17 protein-coding genes and 1 pseudogene are annotated in these 17,910 nt (G+C 69.3%); 9 read left to right on the top strand and 9 right to left on the bottom strand.

Translation table 11 applies throughout. From position 1 onward, the window contains the following. Window positions 1–13: 13 nt before the first annotated feature. The gene (locus ABD978_RS39625) at window positions 14–1,030 is read right to left on the bottom strand and encodes a zinc-dependent alcohol dehydrogenase family protein (RefSeq protein ID WP_345366116.1); all 1,017 of its coding nucleotides are present in this window, start codon (window positions 1,028–1,030) and stop codon (window positions 14–16) included. Between the two features lie 135 nt (window positions 1,031–1,165). On the opposite strand from ABD978_RS39625, the gene ABD978_RS39620 reads away from it, so the two are divergent. The 3 genes from ABD978_RS39620 to ABD978_RS39610 all read left to right on the top strand — a co-directional run bounded on the left by ABD978_RS39620 (window position 1,166) and on the right by ABD978_RS39610 (window position 3,857). Beyond that, window positions 1,166–1,966, top strand: a complete 801-nt coding sequence (locus ABD978_RS39620) for an MmyB family transcriptional regulator (protein ID WP_345366114.1) — start codon at window positions 1,166–1,168, stop codon at window positions 1,964–1,966. Window positions 1,967–1,983: 17 nt separating this feature from the next. Then, window positions 1,984–2,685: an HAD family hydrolase gene (locus tag ABD978_RS39615; protein WP_345366112.1), complete on the top strand. Its 702-nt coding sequence runs from the start codon at window positions 1,984–1,986 to the stop codon at window positions 2,683–2,685. A gap of 266 nt (window positions 2,686–2,951) precedes the next feature. Further along, on the top strand, window positions 2,952–3,857 hold the full coding sequence (locus ABD978_RS39610; RefSeq protein WP_345366110.1) for an epimerase: 906 nt from the start codon (window positions 2,952–2,954) through the stop codon (window positions 3,855–3,857). A gap of 382 nt (window positions 3,858–4,239) precedes the next feature. Here the strand turns inward: ABD978_RS39610 and ABD978_RS39605 are convergent, their stop codons facing one another. Both ABD978_RS39605 and ABD978_RS39600 read right to left on the bottom strand, forming a co-directional pair. Continuing rightward, complete coding sequence (locus ABD978_RS39605; protein WP_345366108.1) at window positions 4,240–5,205, bottom strand: alpha/beta hydrolase fold domain-containing protein; 966 nt, start codon at window positions 5,203–5,205, stop codon at window positions 4,240–4,242. Window positions 5,206–5,250: 45 nt separating this feature from the next. Then, window positions 5,251–5,955: a zinc-binding dehydrogenase gene (locus ABD978_RS39600; protein WP_345366106.1), complete on the bottom strand. Its 705-nt coding sequence runs from the start codon at window positions 5,953–5,955 to the stop codon at window positions 5,251–5,253. 63 nt (window positions 5,956–6,018) lie between these two features. On the opposite strand from ABD978_RS39600, the gene ABD978_RS39595 reads away from it, so the two are divergent. Further along, window positions 6,019–6,231 (top strand): hypothetical protein, encoded by a 213-nt coding sequence (locus ABD978_RS39595; RefSeq protein ID WP_345366104.1) that lies wholly within the window; start codon window positions 6,019–6,021, stop codon window positions 6,229–6,231. Between the two features lie 127 nt (window positions 6,232–6,358). Continuing rightward, window positions 6,359–6,562 (top strand): glycine zipper domain-containing protein, encoded by a 204-nt coding sequence (locus tag ABD978_RS39590; RefSeq protein ID WP_345366102.1) that lies wholly within the window; start codon window positions 6,359–6,361, stop codon window positions 6,560–6,562. 167 nt (window positions 6,563–6,729) lie between these two features. Here ABD978_RS39590 and ABD978_RS39585 read toward each other — a convergent pair whose 3' ends face one another. Continuing rightward, entirely contained in the window at window positions 6,730–7,314 is a 585-nt protein-coding gene (locus tag ABD978_RS39585; RefSeq protein ID WP_345366100.1) for a TetR/AcrR family transcriptional regulator, read from the bottom strand. A gap of 135 nt (window positions 7,315–7,449) precedes the next feature. On the opposite strand from ABD978_RS39585, the gene ABD978_RS39580 reads away from it, so the two are divergent. Both ABD978_RS39580 and ABD978_RS44125 read left to right on the top strand, forming a co-directional pair. Continuing rightward, window positions 7,450–8,058 carry a hypothetical protein gene (locus ABD978_RS39580; protein WP_345366098.1) on the top strand — a complete coding sequence of 203 codons (609 nt, stop codon included), beginning with the start codon at window positions 7,450–7,452 and terminating at the stop codon, window positions 8,056–8,058. 146 nt (window positions 8,059–8,204) lie between these two features. After that, a pseudogene (locus ABD978_RS44125) lies at window positions 8,205–9,734 on the top strand (alpha/beta fold hydrolase); the annotation flags it as partial. Between the two features lie 183 nt (window positions 9,735–9,917). Here ABD978_RS44125 and ABD978_RS44120 read toward each other — a convergent pair. Further along, complete coding sequence (locus ABD978_RS44120; protein WP_425550827.1) at window positions 9,918–11,078, bottom strand: TetR/AcrR family transcriptional regulator; 1,161 nt, start codon at window positions 11,076–11,078, stop codon at window positions 9,918–9,920. A 322-nt stretch (window positions 11,079–11,400) separates the two neighbouring features. On the opposite strand from ABD978_RS44120, the gene ABD978_RS39570 reads away from it, so the two are divergent. Next, window positions 11,401–12,612 (top strand): oxygenase MpaB family protein, encoded by a 1,212-nt coding sequence (locus tag ABD978_RS39570; protein ID WP_345366094.1) that lies wholly within the window; start codon window positions 11,401–11,403, stop codon window positions 12,610–12,612. Between the two features lie 488 nt (window positions 12,613–13,100). Here ABD978_RS39570 and ABD978_RS39565 read toward each other — a convergent pair whose 3' ends face one another. The 4 genes from ABD978_RS39565 to ABD978_RS39550 all read right to left on the bottom strand — a co-directional run bounded on the left by ABD978_RS39565 (window position 13,101) and on the right by ABD978_RS39550 (window position 17,470). Continuing rightward, the gene (locus ABD978_RS39565; protein WP_345366092.1) at window positions 13,101–14,126 is read right to left on the bottom strand and encodes a CU044_5270 family protein; all 1,026 of its coding nucleotides are present in this window, start codon (window positions 14,124–14,126) and stop codon (window positions 13,101–13,103) included. Then, the gene (locus ABD978_RS39560) at window positions 14,123–14,728 is read right to left on the bottom strand and encodes an RNA polymerase sigma factor (protein WP_345366090.1); all 606 of its coding nucleotides are present in this window, start codon (window positions 14,726–14,728) and stop codon (window positions 14,123–14,125) included. Before ABD978_RS39560 ends, ABD978_RS39565 begins: the two co-directional genes overlap by 4 nt. Window positions 14,729–15,250: 522 nt before the next feature. Then, window positions 15,251–15,937, bottom strand: a complete 687-nt coding sequence (locus ABD978_RS39555) for a hypothetical protein (protein ID WP_345366087.1) — start codon at window positions 15,935–15,937, stop codon at window positions 15,251–15,253. Between the two features lie 111 nt (window positions 15,938–16,048). After that, window positions 16,049–17,470: an ATP-binding protein gene (locus ABD978_RS39550; protein ID WP_345366085.1), complete on the bottom strand. Its 1,422-nt coding sequence runs from the start codon at window positions 17,468–17,470 to the stop codon at window positions 16,049–16,051. Between the two features lie 104 nt (window positions 17,471–17,574). Between ABD978_RS39550 and ABD978_RS39545 the strand changes: the two genes are divergently transcribed. Further along, the gene (locus ABD978_RS39545) at window positions 17,575–17,895 is read left to right on the top strand and encodes a MarR family winged helix-turn-helix transcriptional regulator (RefSeq protein ID WP_345367410.1); all 321 of its coding nucleotides are present in this window, start codon (window positions 17,575–17,577) and stop codon (window positions 17,893–17,895) included. Window positions 17,896–17,910 lie beyond the last annotated feature (15 nt).

Genomic DNA, 17,910 nt, shown 5'->3' with positions numbered 1-17,910 from the left:
CCCGCCGTCGACGTCAGCCGTGGCCGACGATCACCTTGCCGAAGCCGCCGCCGGCCTCGCAGTAGGCGAAGGCCTCGGGGACCTGGTCGAACGGGAAGACCCGGTCGATGACGGGACGCAGCCGATGCGCCGCGACCGCGCGGTTCAGCTCGAGGAAGTGCGCCCGGCTTCCGGTGGCGACCGGACGCAGCACCGCCGCCGCCTTGAACAGCGTCCCGGGGTCGATGGGCCGGGCCCCAGCGGCGCCGGAGAGCCAGTAGCCGACGAAGGCCACCTCACCGCGGACCGCGACCGACTTCAGTGACTGCTCCAGCGGGCCCGTCGCGTCGACGACGCGATCGGCCCCCCGGCCGCCGGTCAGGCTCCGTACCTCCTCCGACCACTCGGGGTTCCGCCGGTGGTCGATCACCTCATCGGCCCCGAGCGCCCGCAGCCGCTCGGCCTTCGCGGCACTCGACGTGGTGACGATCACCCGAGCCCCGGCCAGCTTGGCGAACTGCAGGACGAACAGCGACACCCCGCCCGACCCCAGGGTCAGAACGGTCTCGCCGGGACGCGGCGCGCCTCCGGTGGTCAGGGCGTTCCACGCGGTCACGGCCGCCAGCGGCAGCGCCGCGGCCTCCTCGAACGACAGGTGCTCCGGAATGGGGACCACGCCGTCCTCGCTCAGCACCGCGTACTCGGTCAGCATGCCGTCGATCATGGTCCCGAGCTGCGCGGCGTCGTCGCGCCGGAACGGGCCGTCGAGCCAGCGGGGGAAGACGGTGGCCGCCACGCGGTCGCCCGGCGCGACCCGGCCGACATCCTCCCCGACGGCCACGACCTCTCCGGCGCCCTCGCAGCCGGGTACGACGCCCGGCCGGATCGGCAGCGGGTAGTCGTCCGCCAGCACCATCAGGTCGCGGTAGCCGAGCGCGCTCGCGCGCACTCTGACCACCACCTGCCCCCGCCCCGGCTGGGGCCGCGCATGGTCCCGGACGGTCAACCCGGCGACGCCCCGGCCCGGTATGTCGAGGTGATAGCTCTTCATCGAACGCCTCTCGGAGTCTCCTGCGGTAGGGCGACATGGTCCGCCCCCGTCGGGTGATCCTGCGGAGCGGCCATGACACGCGGCAATTCCTCCCAGGGAATCGCCGGCGCGCGGAACGCCCGATAGAACTGCCTCGTGACCATTACGACCGAGCGGACGGGCATCGGGGCGGAGCTGCGGCGCTGGCGACGCGTCCGCCGGATCAGCCAGCTGGAGCTCGCCGTGCTGGCGGGCACGACGCAACGCCACCTGAGCTTCATCGAGAGCGGCCGATCCCAGCCGGGCCGCGCGATCGTGATCCGGCTGGCCGAGTCGCTCCGCCTGTCGCTGCGGGAGCGCAACGGCCTGCTCGCCGCGGCCGGCTACGCACCGGTCTTCAGCGAGTCCGGCTTCGACGAGGAGGCCCTGCGCCCGGTCCGTACGGCGCTGGAGCAGATCCTGTACGGCCACCTGCCGTATCCGGCGCTCGTCGTCGGACCGCACGGCCGGGTGGTCGCGGCCAACGACGCCGTCGAGGTGTTCACCGAGGGCGCCTCGCCCGAGCTGCTCACGCCTCCGGTGAACATGTTCCGGCTCATGCTGCACCCGGACGGGATGGCGCCCAGGGTGCGGAACTTCGCCGAGTGGGGGCGGCACGTCATCCAGGGCCTCAATGCCCGGGCGCACCGCAGCCCCGACCCACGCCTCGACGAGTTCGTCGCCGAACTGGCCGGATACGTGCCCGACGCCCCGGTCGGCCCGGACCACCTCGGCTTCGCCGTACCGATGCGCCTGGCCTCGGCGGACGGCGAGCTGCGCCTGATCACCACGCTGACGTCGTTCGCCACCGCCACGGACGTCACGCTCGCCGAGCTTCACCTGGAGGCGTTCCTGCCCGCCGACCAGGCGACCGCCGACCTCCTCCGCCTCCGTGCCGAGCGCCGCGCGGCGACCTGAGCATCTACGATTCCGGCGTGCGCACTCTGGTCCTGTGGGACGTCGATCACACGTTGGTCCGGATCCGCGGACTGAGCGCGGAGATCTACGCGACGGTGTTCCGCCAGGTCACCGGCCGTGCCATGGAGCGCCTCGCGGACCTGGCGGGCAAGACCGACCGCGCGATCATCACCGAGACGCTGCGCCTGCACCGGATCACGCCGACCGAGAGCCTGCTGATGGCTTTCCACGACGCGCTCGTGGCGGGCTTCGCCGACCGCGCGGACGAGATCGGACGCAGGGGAGCGCCCCTGCCGGGCGCCCGCGAGGCGCTGTCCGCGCTCGCGGCCCGGCCCGAGGTCGTACAGTCCGTCCTCACGGGCAACCTGTCGCCGATCGCCCTCGGCAAGCTCAGCGCCTTCGACCTGCACACCTTCGTGGACCTCGAGGTCGGGGCGTTCGGCTTCGACGACCTCCGGCGCCCGCCGATGGTCGGGATCGCCCGCAAACGCGCCACCGACAAGTACGGCGACTCCTTCGACCCCGCGCACACGGTCGTCATCGGCGACACGCCGCACGACGTGCTCGCCGGCCACCAGGGCGGCGCCCGCGTCGTCGCCGTGGCGACCGGCGCCAGCGACGAGGCCACCCTCCGCGCCGCCGGCGCCGAACTGGTCCTGGAGAATTTGAGCGACACGGAGAGGGTGGTCCGCTCGGTGCTGGGCGTCAGCAGCCGGTGATCACTGGCATTCACTGCGCTCTATGGGCACCGAACGCCAGCGATCCGTGAGTCTCGGAAACCTGCGAGAGCAGGTGGTCGTTCTCAGGGCGACTGACGAGCTGGGGTGATCGGATGGCCGGCGATCGTTCATCGAGTCGCGGCGCCCGGTCGGAGCGGCCGGTCCCCCGGCCGGTTCCCGGCCAGGGGACCGGCACCCGCGTCCACGACCGCTTAACTTGGTCCCTCACGCGGTGGCGACTGTCGCCGCGTCGAATGGGGGCTCTCATGAAGGTCGTACTCGCCGGAGGATCCGGCGCGCTGGGTCGACGGATCGCCGCCGACCTGACCGCGCGCGGTGATGAGGTCGTCGTGCTGACGCGTTCGCCGCGCCCGGCCGACCCGGGTCGCCCCGGTCGGCAGGTCGGCTGGGACGGCGCGAACCCGGGTTCGTGGGCGGCGGAGCTGGCGGGCGCGGCCGTCGTGAACCTGGCGGGCGAACTCGTGGACCGCCGGCCCACCCCGGCCAACATCGAACTGCTCACCAGATCACGTGTTCAGCCGACCCGGGCCCTCGCCGAAGCGGCGTCCCGCCTGGACGAGCCGCCCATCGCCTGGGTTCAGATGAGCACGCTGGCGATCTACGGCGACGGCGGTGAGGAGATGATCACCGAAGACCATCCGCCCGCCGACGAGCCGCCGCAGATGGTCGGCGTGGCGCGGGACTGGGAGGCGGCCGCCGCCGACGCGGCCGCCGACCGTCAGGTCATCCTGCGCACGGCGGTGGTCTTCGACCGCGACACCCCGGCGCTCGATCGCCGGACCGGCCTGGTGCGCTGGGGACTCGGCGGCCGGATCGCCTCCGGCCGCCAGTGGATCAGCTGGCTGCACATCACGGACCTGCTCGCCATCGTGCGCCGGTGCCTGGACGATCCGTCGATGACCGGCGTCGTCCACGCGACCAGCCCCCATCCGGTCCGCAACCACGAGCTCATGGCGACGCTGCGGCTGCTCCAGCACCGCCCGCCGGCCCCACCGACCCCGACGCCCCTGCTGCGGCTGGGCGCACTGGTGCTGCGAACCGACCCGGCGCTGGCGCTGCTCGGCCGACGCTGTGTACCCGCCCGCCTGAGCGGCGCGGGTTTCACGTTCGCCTTCCCGGAGCTCAGGCCCGCGCTGGCCGACCTGCTCTGACCACGGCCGAGCCGTCAGGGCCTGCCCCTGCGGGGCAGGAAGGTCCGGTGGGACTGGGATGACGCGCGTCATCGTCAGCGCACGGGCAGGCCAGACCGGCGAGCCGGACCGTTGTCGCACGTTTCACAAACGATGATTCCTTCGCTCGGAGTTCACGTCGTGAGCGTTGTACGCAGCGGACGGTCACGCCACGGTCCGAGAACCTGTGACCGCGTTGTGACCGGTAGGCCCGAACACAACGAGCACGAGTGAAAGACCCGCTCAAAGGGGCAGGGTTGAGAGGCTCGGCTCCGGCCTGTCATGACGGGGCGATCAAGACCGAACATCACGAAGGGCTGGTGTCCGTGGGACACCGGCCCTGGCGTTCTGCCCGGTGCCGGGCTCAGTCGGTGCCGAGCACGCGGGAGAGGAAGGCGATGCCCTGCTGGATCGCCTCCTGGGCGGCGAAGGTGTGCCGCAGCGGGTTGAGGCCGACGAAGTCGTGGATGATCCCGCCGTACCGGATCGCGGTGACGGGCACGCCGGCCGCGCGGAGCTTGGCCGCGTAGGCCTCCCCCTCGTCCCGCAGTACGTCGGCCTCGGCCACGATCACCATGGCCTGGGGCAGACCGGCGAGGTCGTCACCGGTGGCGCGGAGCGGCGAGGCGGTGATCTCGGCCCGCTGAGCGGGGTCGGTGGTGTACTGGTCCCAGAACCACTGCATGCCCTCGCGGGCGAGGAAGTAGCCGCTGGCGAACTGATGGTAGGAGCCGGTCTCGAAGTCGGCGTTGGTGACCGGGTAGTACAGCAGTTGCCCGGCGAACTGCACGCCACCGCGCTGCTTGGCCAGGATGGTGGCGACGGTGGCCATGTTGCCGCCGACGGAATCCCCGGCGATGGCGATCCGCGAGCTGTCGAGCCGGTAGTCCGCGCCGTTGGCCGCGACCCACTCGGCGACGGCGTAGACCTGCTCGATCTGGGTCGGGTACTTCGCCTCCGGCGCGAGGTCGTAGTCGGGGAACACCACGGCGGCACCGGTCCCGGCGGCCAACTCCCGGATCAGCCGGTCGTGGGTCACCGGGCCGCCGAACACCCAGCCCAGGCCGTGCACGTACACGATGACGGGCAGGACGCCGCTTGCGCCGGCCGGGCGGACGATGCGCACCCGGACGCTGCCGGTCGGGCCCCCGTCGACCTCGATGTCCTCGACATCGGCGGGCGCCACCGTGGGTACGGGGTCGGTCTGCACCTTCACCGCGATCTTCCGCCCTTTCTCGGGCGGCAGCTGGAACAGGAACGGCGGCGTGGAGTTCGCATCGGCGAACGCTTGGGCGACGGGCTCGAGCACGGGCTTGACCTGGTCGGTCATGATCATTCTCCTTGGAATCTGTGTGTGGAAGAAGGGCCGAAGGTCTCAGGCCTGGGCGGACAGCAGGACCTTGGTCCGCAGCCCGCCGTTCTCCAGGTCGCGGTGGACCTGCGCGGCGTCCGCCAACGGGGCGACGGTCTGCGAGCGCAGTGTCAGCTTCCCGGCGGCCAGCAGCGCCATGACGGCCTGCAGCCGTTCCGCGATGCGGGGGCCGTCCGGTCCGGACAGCCGGACCGCGAAGTCGGCGGCGTGCGGGTCCGACAGCGTGACCACTCGGCCGGGTCCGCCGGCCAGCTCGACCGCGGCGCCGAGGACCCCGGCGCCGGAGGCGTCGATGACCGCGTCCACCGACGGGACGACCGCCCGGACGTTCGCCGCCATCTCGGGACCGTAGGCGACCGGGGTGGCGCCCGCCTTCGTCAGAAGGTCGAAGTCACCGGGGCGGACCGCGGCGAGCACCTGGGCGCCGCGGGCGACGGCGAGCCGGCTGGCGATCAACCCGACCGATCCGGCCGCTCCGGCGATCAGCACGGTCTCACCTGCGGCGACGCCGACCTCGTCGACGACCCGCGCCGCCGCCTCACCAGAGGCCGGCAGCGCCGCGGCGTCCTGGGTGCTGACTGACTGCGCCACCCGCACCCAGTAGCGGGCCAGCACCTGACCAGCGTAACCACCGAGTTCGGGGAGGAAGACCGCGACCGTGTCGCCTGGCCGCACGTCGCTCACCGAGGGGCCGACCGCGTCCACCACACCGGCCGCCTCGAAGCCGAGGACAGACCCCCGTCGAGCACCGACGCCCGGGCGACCGACGCCGTGCTCACCTCGCAGGGCGGGGACGCGCTTCGCCGGGCCACGCCGGGCCACGCCGCCCTGGTGAAGCAGATGTTCTTCGACGGACTCGACCCCGGCCTGCTCGCACCGCTGCACCTGGCCCTCGACCAGATCCACGAGCAGATCCTCGCCCACGGCACACTTCCGCGGCCCTCCGCCCGCCAGACACGCTGGACCGCCACCGACGATGACTGATGCCTGGAACGGCGGCCCCTGACCTTGCCGACCGGACCGCGCTCCGGACGCTCTTAAGTACGCCCTGGGACAACCAGGAGCGTCCCGCTCAGGCGGTGCACAGAAGAAAGAGCCGGAGTTGATTCTCATGGGCATTGTGGGCAAGGCCGCGGGAGCGGCCAAGGACGCGGCCGTCCGCGGAGCGGCCAAGGTCGGTACCAAGAACGGCGCCATCACCGGTGCTGTCGCCGGTGCCGGCCTCACCGGCCAGGTCGGTGGCGCTGTCATCGGCGCTGCAGTCGGCGCCGCCGCGGGTGGGGCCGCCAAGCACAGCGAGAACAACCGCTCCTGACGGCTTCGACCGCTCAGTCGGGGGCCCGGATCGTCCTATGACGGCATTGCCGTGGCGACGGTCATGAGCCAAACGGGCGGCCCCCTTCACCGGGGGCCGCTTCGCTTTCAGAGCGGGATCGGGGAGGGCTGAGGGGGCACCGAGTCCGCTAAGACGTATAAGGCCGCTCAGGCGCCGCGTGCCCGCAGAATTCCTTCGACGCCCAGCAGGAAGGTCTCGGAGATCAGTTTCGGGTCGAAGAGGCAGCCGGCGGCCATGGCGCCGTCCCGGAGCATGACGAGATGCCGGCCGGCCTCGTCGGCGGGAGCGTCGCCGACCTGCGCCAGCACCTCGGTGACGGTGTCCAGGAACCACTGGCGGTGGGCCAGGACGGCTTGGTGGATCGGGTGGGTCGGGTCAGGGTATTCGGCTGCCGCGTTGAGGAATGCGCAGCCGCGGAACCCGGGACCCTGGACGCTTTCAGTGATGAACCGGCCGACCGCCCGGACCGTGTCGGCTGCCGACTGCTCGCCTGCCTGAGCGGCCTCGATCCCCGCCCGGATTCCCCGGTCGGCCTGGTCGAGGTAGGCGAGGACGAGCTCTTCCTTGCCCGTGAAATGCCGGTACAGCGTGGCGCGGGTCACCTGCGCCTCCGCGATGATCCGGTCGATGCCGACGGAGTGGATCCCCTCCGCGTAGAAGATTTTGGTTGCCGTGCTGAGCAGCCGCGCTCGCGCCGCCGACGTGCCACCGCCTCCTGTGCCCTCACTCATGCGGCCAGACTATCCCGCCAGTGAGGGAGAACGTTCGGTCTTGACAGGCGCCGACTCCGTCCTCTTGGATACACAGCGAGACCGAACGTTCTTTCTCCTTCAAAGGTCGGGGCTACCTCCATGGAGGAGCACTCGATGACCCAGCCGACTGGCACCAACACGCTGTCACTGAAAGGAACTTCCGTGGACACCCTCGCCGGTACCGCTCCCACCAGCGCTCCCGCAGTCCTGCGCAAGCTGTACCTCCTGCGCTTCGCGTTCGCCGCTGTATGGGCGGTCCTTCTGTTCGCAACCGCCGACACACTGGGCCCGCTCACTGCCACGCTGCTGGTGATCTACCCCCTGTTCGACGTGGCGTGCGCGGTCATCGATATCAGGTCCGCCCAGGTGAACGGCCGACCGGTGCGCGGCCTGTACGTGAACATCGCGCTCAGCGCCCTCACCGGCATCGGCCTCGCCATCGCCGCCACCTGCGGCATCCCCGCCGTCCTGCGAGTCTGGGGTGCCTGGGCCGTCACCGCGGGCATCGTCCAGCTCATCGTCGGCGCCGTCCGACGCCAACTCGGCGGTCAGTGGGCGATGATCGCCAGCGGCTCCATCTCCATCCTTGCCGGCGCCTCGTTCGTCGCCCAGGCGGGCGAGGACGGCGCCTCTCTGAGCAACCTGGCCGGCTACGCCTTCCTCGGCGGCGTCTTCTTCCTCGTCTCCGCCCTCCGCCTGGGACGCACCCGTACGAAGGCGTGACCCCGGCTCCCTGTCGTTGCGGTGCCAAGGCGTGTGCCGATGGGGTTAACCCCACCCGGGTCCGGCCTGCCAGCCACATGGGCGGTCGTCGCCACTGCGCCGTAGCGTTTTGTCGCTAATGACGGTCCGACCTAAAAGGGGGTTTTGTGAAGAAGCTTGTCGTCGCGGCCGCGACGGCCGCTCTGGGCATCACCGGACCCGGCGCCACAAGCGCATCCGCGGCCACGGACGCGTCCGACGCGTTCCGTCCCGCGAGCCTGAAGTGGCATGCGTGCAGCGGCGACATCGTGAACGGCGCGAAAGCCTACGACCACGTCGGCCCGGTCGAGGTCTCCTCGATCATCCAGTGCGCCGAGCTGCGGGTCCCACTGGACTACGCCCACCCGAACGGCCAGAAGATCACGCTCCAGCTGACCCGGACCCCCCACCAGGGCACCGGCAAGGCCAAGGGCGACATCGTGGTCAACCCGGGTGGCCCGGGCGGCGAGGGCGCCCTGTTCGGCCCTGCCTTCTACGCCCTGAACTCGGCCCCGATGCAGGCGGCCTACAACGTCATCGGGTTCGACCCGCGCGGCATCGGCTTCAGCAAGCCCGCGATCAGCTGTGACACCGACTACAGCAACGCTCCCCGGCCGGCCTACGGCCACGGGGACGCCAAGTTCGAGGCGAGTTGGCTGAAGCGGTCGCGGGCGTACGCGGACGCCTGCGACCGTAAGTACGGCAAGGGTTCCAAGGTCGACCTGCTCGATCACATGAAGACCATCGACGCGGTCCGTGACATGAACACGATCCGTGCCGCACTCGGCCACCGGAAGCTGGACTACTACGGCGGCTCTTACGGCACCTACCTGGGCCAGGTCTACGCCACGGTGTTCCCCGAGCGCGTCGGCAAGATGGTCCTCGACGGCAACGTCGGCCCAGGCAACGTCTGGTACGACGCCCAGCGGCCCCAGGACGTCGCGTTCAACGAGAACATGGACTACTACTTCGGCTGGATCGCCAAGTACGACGACCGCTACCACCTGGGCAGGACCCAGGCGGCGGTCCGGAAGTTCTACTACGGCCTGGAGGCCGAGCTCGCCAAGGCGCCCATCGTCAAGAACGGCGTCGCGGTCGGCGCGTCCGAGCTCGTGGACACCATCCAGAATGCCGCGTACCGGCGCAGCCAGGCCGTGTGGCACAGCTACGCCGTCGGCCTGTCCGCCTACCGGTCCGGCGACCTGGACACCTTCCTGGACACCTTCGGCGCCAACACCACCGGCGGCAGTGACGACAACGAGTTCGCCGTCTACCACGCCATTCAGTGCACCGACGTGAAATGGCCGCTGAACTGGCGGAAGTGGCACACCGACGCGGCCCGCGTAGACCGGAAGGCGCCGTTCTACGCCTGGTTCAACGTCTGGTACAACGCGCCCTGCAAGTACTGGCACGCCAAGCCGGGCATACCGGTCAAGGTCGGCCACACGCGGGACCTGCCGAAGAACATCCTGCTGTTCCAGGCCACCAACGACGCGGCCACCCCGTACGCCGACGCGCTGGAGCTGCACAAGATCCTGAAGGGTTCGCACATGGTCGTCCAGGACGGCGACCGCACGCACTGCATCGTGCACCGCGGCGACACCCGTCCGGGCGGCATCGACTCCTACTTCGACGCCTACTGGCTGCAGAACAGGCTGCCCGCCAAGACCACCGTGCACGTCTCGCAGCTCGGCGACCCGACCCCGCCGTCGAACTCCGCGCACACCATGTCCCCGACGGGCAACCCCGCCTGGGACGTGATCAAGAACGGGCATGATGGGGGAGCCGAGAAGCGCCGACGACGTGGCCCGGTAGCGGGCGGCCCCAGACAGCGGGTCCCATTACAGGCCCAGGACTCCTACGATCAGGGCGGTGACGGCGTTTCGGTGGTCGGGGGTGTCCTCCCAACGGAGGGCACGGCCGGCTTCGGCTACTACGCCGAGGCCTGCGTGGACCAGGACTCGGGCCTGGCGCCGGTCCAGGTCGGGGCGGGCCAGGCGGAGTTGCTGTTCCCAGACGGTGATGTGTTCGCGCTGGGCGAGGGCAAGTGGCTCGCGTACGTCCGGCGGCAGGCCAGGGATCTCGGCGCTGGCGACGCTGGTCAGCGCGGTGTACTCGAAGCTGTAGGCCACATAGGTCGCCGCCAGCGCGAGCACCGCTTCGTGGGGGTCGGCCACATCGTGCAGGTTCTGGTCGACGGCCTGGGCCAGGATTCCGGCGGCCTGCAGGCAAGCTGCGACCAAGATGTCGACCATGCCGGAATAGTGCCGGTAGAGCGCGGAAGGGGCCAGCCCGACCGCCTTCGCGATCTGCCCGTTCGTGACATTGGCGAATCCGTCCCGAGCGAACAGCGGGATGGCCGCCGCGAGGATCTCCGCCCGTCGCGTACGTGGTACGGGCTGGGCGGGCAGGTCGGCGGAACGCACGCGCCCGCCCGAAGCCGGATCGGTCGCCGCCGCCCGGAGCGCGGCGGAAAGGAGTAGATCTTCGAGCCGACGCTGAGCGATGGAGGTGTGATGCGTCGTGATGGACCCGATGACGCCGAGGGCCGCGACAGTACGCAGCCCCTCCAAAGGCAGCGCGTGTTCGCGGCGCACCGACACCGTCACCCGCTCGACGACCCGCGCGAACTTGCCCCCGACCCGTCGGCGGTCGGCATCGTTCAAGTATCGAGCCTCCCACCGGTACAGGCCTCCCGACGTCCGGTACGCCACCGTCACCCGGATGAGCGCGCTGAGTACCTCCGCCAGCGAAGCCTCGGGGGGAACGCCGTCGAGCGCCCCGACGAGTCTCTCCACCATCCCGTCCGCGCATTCGGCGAACAGTGCGTACTTGTTCGGAAAGTGCCGATACAAGGCCGCCGCGGTGATGCCCACTCCGGCGGCGATCTCCTCCATGGACGCCGCGTGGTAACCCCGGTCGCTGAACACCTGGCTGGCGGCTTCGATGATCAACTGCTTGCGGTTGCGCGGGCGGGTGGCCGCGCCCGTCCCTGACGTCACGGCAACACTCGGTCGGACGTACGGACGACCATGGCCACACGCGCAAGTCAATCACAGTGTGATGGATCAGCCCCGGGTGCAGAGGCGGTCCGCCAACCGGGTGGAAGCACGAGCTGCTGGACGAGTTGATGAAGGGCGTCTCCACCGATCGGCCGGGGCATCGCCATCGCGGCAACAGAAAAACTCGCCTGAAACGGATCCTTGCCGTCCTCGACCCACCTGGTTATGTTAATGGAAATTCTCTCTCCTTCGACTCCGCTTCATCCTCCTAGGTGCAGGCACGATGCGGTGCATCCGGCCTCGCGCGGAAGTAGGTAAGTGAATGGAAAGTCTCAGCAGGAGGCGCGTCCTGACGCTTGGCGCCGCCCTCGGTCTCACGACCGCGGCGCTTGAGGCACCCAAGCCGTGGTCGTGGTCGTCAGCAGGCTCGATCGCCAAGGCCGACACGGTCACCGACCCGTTCTCGGTGTGGGACCCCGTGCCGGACCAGGTTGCGGCTCAGCTACTCGCCGACGGCAAGATCTCGGCGGTCAACACCGCCTGGCAGTCGTGGGTCAACAACAGCGATCCGCTTCCGTCCGGAATGCCGAGCTACCTGGTCTCTTACCTGCAGCAGGTCAACCAGCTGCCCTCGTGGGCGGACTCCAGCATGCTCGCCGCGTCCGAGAAGCTCTACACACGCCTGAGCAGCTACCTGTTCGTGTCCGAAAGCCTCGGTAGCGGGATCCTGAGCACCGTGATCCCCCGGGAGGCCCGCGCGGTCTACTGGTCCGCAGGCGGCGCCGACATGAAGGCCCGCGCGGCCAAGACCTTCACCTTCGGGTACGACCTGCACAGCGGGAGTGCCTGGCACCCAACCGGGCACTTCATCGTCAGCGCCAACAAGACGCGCCTGGTGCACTCCATGGTGCGCAACCTGCTTCCGACCTCGACGCACTACGAGGCGACCGCGGACGAGTCGAAGCCGATCAGCAACGGCGACATCCTGCGCACCTTCCACTCGGTGGCCACTGTCGCGCACAACAACATGCAGAAGTGGGGCGTCAAGTTGTCGGCCGCAGAGCAGGCCGCGGACCTCCACGCCTGGCAGGTCGCCCTCCACCTGCTCGGCGTCCAGGACCAGTTCATCCCACAGAGCTGGGCCGACGCTCAGGCGCAGGCGCAGCAGATGCTGTGGCCCAACCTCGCCTCCACGACCGAGGGCGTCAACCTGGCCCATACGCTGCTCGGCTACATCGAGCAGCCAACCCTGGGCGTGGACACCGGCTTCGTCAGCGAGATGGTCCGCTACCTCATCGGCGACACCTACTCGGACTGGCTCAAGCTGCCGCACGACCTCGTCTCACGCGCCCTGATCCAGGCCGGCTGGCCGCTCTACGTCGCGTTCCGCGAAGGCACGTCGAGCACCGCCCCCAGCGGCTACTCCCTGTTCGACTCATTCATACGCGGCGTCGCCATGCTGTACCTCAACAACGGCACGTCGGCAACACAGACCCCCATCACCCTCCCCACCGCGAACCGACCCGGCGCCTGAAGCCGCCGAACCCCGCACGACGCCCCGCGGCTCGGACGACAGGCCGCAAGGCGCGTCCATTGCCGGTGCCGCACACCCGCCCGAGATCCTTCCCCGTGGCTGTCGGAGCTCTTCGGAGTCCGCACCACCACCATCGCCTGATGGGCTCGCGAAGGACGGCTCCTGCCGCTTCGTACGCCTGGGGGACACCGTCGATACCGCCCGCATACTCGGCCCCTTCGAGCGCGGGACGGGGCGCAAGAGGAGATGATCGCGGACGAAAGCACGTCGGGCCGGTACCTCAGGGGTACCGGCCCGACGCCTTGTCCGATCAAGCTGGCGGAGGATGCGAGATTCGAACTCGCGAGGGGTTGCCCCCAACCCGCTTTCCACGTCTGCGGAACCACGTCCGGGGCAGGTCGGCACCGTCTGTGCCTGCGCAGGAACGAAGCGACGGCCCCTGCTGAACAGCCGTGAACGCCGGCGAATGAGACCAAAACTGAGACTGGTTAGGAAGTGCGCTGTCCCGGTTCGCTGACGATCTCGGCGGCGGTGCGAATCGTGAGGTTCTGCAGGACGCCCTTCTTGATGAATCCGGCGTCCAGGTTGGGGTTATCGCCGGCCCCCCGGAATGTGTGGTTCTTGATCGAGATTGCTCTTTCCCCCAGGTAGGCGTAGGACTTCGGGTCGAGTAGTACCTCCTCGTGGAGCCAGCCCTCGGTTGTCCGGCCGAGCGCGATGGCCGGCCGGCCTGCGGCGTCGGCGGCATTGTCCACCAGAGTCACGCCCGGGAGTTTCTTCATGGCCCGGAAGATCGCCCCTTCCGTCCGCGGGGGCAGGAGGTTCTCCCTGAGGATCACGTTCAACGTCTGGAAGGCCACCTCGTACTGCCCCTGCGTGCCCGGCTTCCCGCCGTTTTGTGCGTAGACCCATCGGAGCAGCGCGTCCGGGTCGGTAGGCAGTGCCGCCAGCGACGGATAGTCGTTCGGCGGAATCGTTTCGCTGAACCCGTCGAGGACCTTCACCTGACCGTTCACGATCTGTGCGCTCTTCTTGCCGTCCGCCCGCTCCCAGTGGCGCCGGATATAGGTCTTGTACGGGCCGCCGGTCACCCCGCCGGCCGGCTTGGCGGACGTGCGGATGCGGAGCTCGGTGTATATCCACTGGTCGGGCCGGGGGGGAGTGAACGGGCGGGCGTCGGCGGCCGTGGCGGCCCGGTCCAGCGCCTGTTCCGCGTTGGCGACCGGCCCAGCGGGTATGCCGGGCAGCGCCGAGCGCGGCCGCCCGGCCTTGTCGGTACCGCCGGAGGTCTGCACAACGGTCACTCCGGCGGTGATGGCTGCGGCCAGCGCGCCGATGGCGACGAGCCGAACGCCGATCTTGGGCAGTCGCAGGCGGCGGCGCGCCGTCCGCGGCGCATGTCCTTGTCCTGCGGCTCTGGCCAGCAGGGCCGCTCGAGCCTGCGCATGGGCGCTCTGGGAGGGCGCGTCGGCTTCTCCCCATGCGTCCCGAAGGGTCTTCAGATCGTCCATCATGCGTCCTCTCCAACGGTCGTGGGGTCGAAGCCGCCCAGCGCGGCGCGCACCTTCTTGCGGGCTCGGTGCAGCCGCGACCGCGCCGTGCCGGCCGGGACACGAAGCGCCCGCGCTGCCTCCTCGCCGCTCAACCCGGCCCAGGCGACGAGCAGGAGCACGTCCCGGTCTTTGGCGGGGATCGCGGCCAGCGCCGCCGCCAGCGCCCCTCGGGTGGATTCGGCGTCGACGCGTCCCTCGATCTGATCCGCGTGCCCGTCGGTGGCCTCGTGGACAGCGACTCGGGCGAGGGCCTTGTACCGGCGGATCTCGGCCCGGTGGTGGCGGGAGAGGAGGTTGGAGGCGATTCCGTACAGCCAGGGCCGGGCGAGCGGGTGCCCCACGTCGTACTGGTCCCGCCGGTCGAAGGCGATGAGGAAGGTCTCCGCCGCCACGTCATCCGCGAGGCCGGGCCCGAGCCGCCGCGCGGCGTACCCGTGAATCTCGGCGTAGTAACGATCGAAGATTTCGGCGAACAGTTCCGGTTCCAGTGTCGAAAGACGGATGACTTCGGCATCCGTCGCTTCGGTGCCGGGTTCGCCGGCGATTCGCATCACGGCCGCCACGCGCGGCTCCGTTTACTCATGTCGAACCTCTCTCGGGTGGGGATCATCTCTTGTTCGCCGATGCACCCGACAGTGTTCGCGGCCCATGGCTTGATCGAGTGATCCCGCCGTGAGTTGGGTTCGCTAGGCGCCTAGCGAACCCAACCGACGTGGCACTCGCGAGGCTGTTTCACGGAATGGTCGAGTGAGCGGGTGCCGCGCCTGACGGCCAACTGAGACTAAAACTGAGACCTAGGAAGCACGTCGGGCCGGTACCCCAGGGGTACCGGCCCGACGTCTTTCCTGGTCAGCTGGCGGAGGATGCGAGATTCGAACTCGCGAGGGGTTGCCCCCAACACGCTTTCCAAGTCTGCGGAACCGTGTCCGGGACAGGTCGGCACCGTCTGTGACCTGGGTAAGAACGAAGCGAAGCCCCATCCTGAACAGCCGTGAACGTCGGCGAATGAGACTGAAACTGAGACTAGCGTGCACCGAGGGTCAGTCACGTGAGTCCTCGGACGTTGGCGGGGTGCTGGGCTCCAGTCATGGCCAAGTTGTCGGGGGCGGGCCAAATGCGCGACGGCTGGCCTTCACCGTCAGAGCGGCGATGGCAGCGTTGGCGCTACCACCAATCACCGCGCCGATACCGAACGGTGCCACTCGGCCAAGGACGATGATTCCCTGCTTGGTTCCGTACTTCGTGATGAAGTGCTTCCCCAGGACCCCGTTGATCTGACGCAACGTCTCGACAGGCACCTTGGCGACGACCTGGCGTCCCCAGTGTTGCCCCGTACGCTCGGCGATCTTGGTAATGGTGGTGGAGCCGGTCCCGCCGAGCATGATCCCCATCACGAGCGTTCGACGGCGTTCGATCTCGTCGATGGGGATTCCGTGAACTTCGGCGATCGAGAGGGCGAAGAGGGCGCTCAGCTCAAGAGATGAGAGAGCCTCGCCTGCCGACAGTGCCAGTGCGACGCCCGTGCCGACGCCGGGCGCGGCTGCGGATCCCCCAACGGCAGCACCCGACCCGGCCAAGGCGCTGACATACATTCGCTCCAGATTGCGGATTACCTGTGCTGGTGTCGCCTCTGGGTTCCGCTGGCGGGCCCGGGCGACGTTCTTGCGCACCAGCGGACTCTGGATGCTGATTGCCTTATCCAGGAGATCGAGGACTCGCTGCCCGCGGACGGCTGCTTCCGGTACCGGTCCATCGAGGGCATCCGCTGCCATGCCTTGAGCTCCTTAGATCGTCACATCCGAACCGAGTCCCCTATTCGACCAGCCGAGCGGAATCATCGCCAGATGGAACAGGCTGCCAACTGCAACCAGACGGTGCCCCGCTCACGCCCTGCGCCAGGCGCTGAGTAGTTGCTCGGGCCCATACGCAGCCTGGAGGCCGGAACAGTTGACCCCGTTACGGGAGACCGCCACGAGCGGTACCGGCTCGTCGGTGATCGTGGCTCGGTGCTTCTGCAGCGCGGCCAGGTCGTGAGCGCCGAACGCGGAGTTCTCCAGCCACTTGACCGAGCCGAGGAAGATCAGTTCCTTGGCCACTGGCTGCCGGTCGGCACCCACCAGATCGATCTCGATGTCGTTGCTGCGGGTCCAGTACCCACCGATCGCCGGGGCGGCTGGCAACAGTCCGTCTGGCAGGAGGCGGGCGAGGGATTCCCGGACGAGGGGTTCGATCGCGCGCCCTCGCCAGCTCGTCCACTGCTCCTTGATCCGGCTCAGCGTGAGGTCTCCCCGCATCCGTTCGATCTCTGCCATGTGCGGATCCAGGAAGGCGAGCCAGAAGCGGAGGTAGGGATCGGCCACGCGGTAACGGCGTTCCTTCGACGGTCTCGTCGAGAGGGGCAATTCGGCTGCCACCGCCCGCTTCTCAGTCAGGACATCAGTGGCTCGGGTGAGAGTGGTGTGGGCGATGCCGCCCGCCGCGCGTGCGATGTTGGTGAAGGTTCTCTCCCCGCTTCCGATGGCCCGCAGGACTTCCCTGCTCATCGCCTGCGGTGGAAACTCCGCGGCCAGTGACCGCTCGGCGGAGACCAGCAGCGCCGAGATGGGGTTGTCCAGCGAGTCGCGGAGGAACTCCCAGACGTCAGCTCCGGGCCGCCACTCCGCGCAGATCAGCGGGAGGCCGCCGGTGATCAAGGCGGCGTCGAAGGCGGCTGCCGGCTCAAGCTCGAGCATCTCGCCGATGTCGGCCGGGTTCAGCGGCCCCACGACCATTTCCCGGCCCCGCTGGTGGAAGGGGCGGTCGTAGCTGTTCAGGGCCTCCATCATCGACAGGTCGGATCCGACCAGGAGCAGTAGTACGGGTTTGCGGGTGAGCAGACGGTCCCACGCGCGCTGGAGCATGCCCTCGAAGGCGTCGATGCGGTCCATGAGGTACGGAACCTCGTCGATGACGACGACGCTCGGTCTGTCATCGGGAAGGATCTCCGCGAGCAGCCTGAGTGCCGCGTTCCACTGCGCTGGGGTCTCCTCCAAGAACAGTTCCCGCTCCGGCAGTGTGGATCTGGCGACGGCGTCGAGCAACTCTGCCAGCTCGTCCTCCGCCGTTCCGCCCGCCGCGGTGAAGAACAGGTACGGCAGCTCGGTGCGCCGGAGAAACTCCTCGACGAGGCTGGATTTTCCGACTCGCCTCCGCCCGCGCATGAGGAGGCACTGCCCCGGCTTCGTCGACCCGACGGCATCGCGAACCGACTGCAAGGCGGTGCCGAGCACGTTCAGCTCACGGCTCCGTCCGATGAAACGCCGCATGGCAAGCCTCCTGCTGGCGATGGTATCGACGTAGATAGTATCGCTAGTGATACTATCTGTCCGTTATTTCGAGGTGACGCTCTGAAGTTGCGGATCGGGAGGAGCTGGGCGCGGCGCGGCTGCAGCTCAGCGACCTGGCGATCCGCATCGGCTGGGAGCGGAGCCGGGTCTCCCACCAGGTGCTGCGCATGGAAGCACGCGGCCTGGTCGAACGTTGCCCGTCGAGCGCCGACGCCCGGGCGACCGACGCCGTGCTCACCTCACATGGCCGGGACGCCCTGCACCGGGCCACCCCCGGCCACGCCGCCCTGGTGAAGCGGATGTTCTTCGACGGACTCGACCCCGACCCGCTCGCGCCGCTGCATACGGCCCTCGACCAGATCCTCGCCCGCGGCACGCTCCCGCGCCCCTCCGGCCGCTACTAGACCCGCTGGTCGACC

It is taken from the genome of Actinoallomurus liliacearum, from assembly GCF_039542035.1.
GTDB classification, from domain to species: domain Bacteria; phylum Actinomycetota; class Actinomycetes; order Streptosporangiales; family Streptosporangiaceae; genus Actinoallomurus; species Actinoallomurus liliacearum.
The sequence above is the reverse complement of the archived record's forward strand: the minus strand, read 5'-3'. Positions and strand labels throughout refer to the sequence as shown.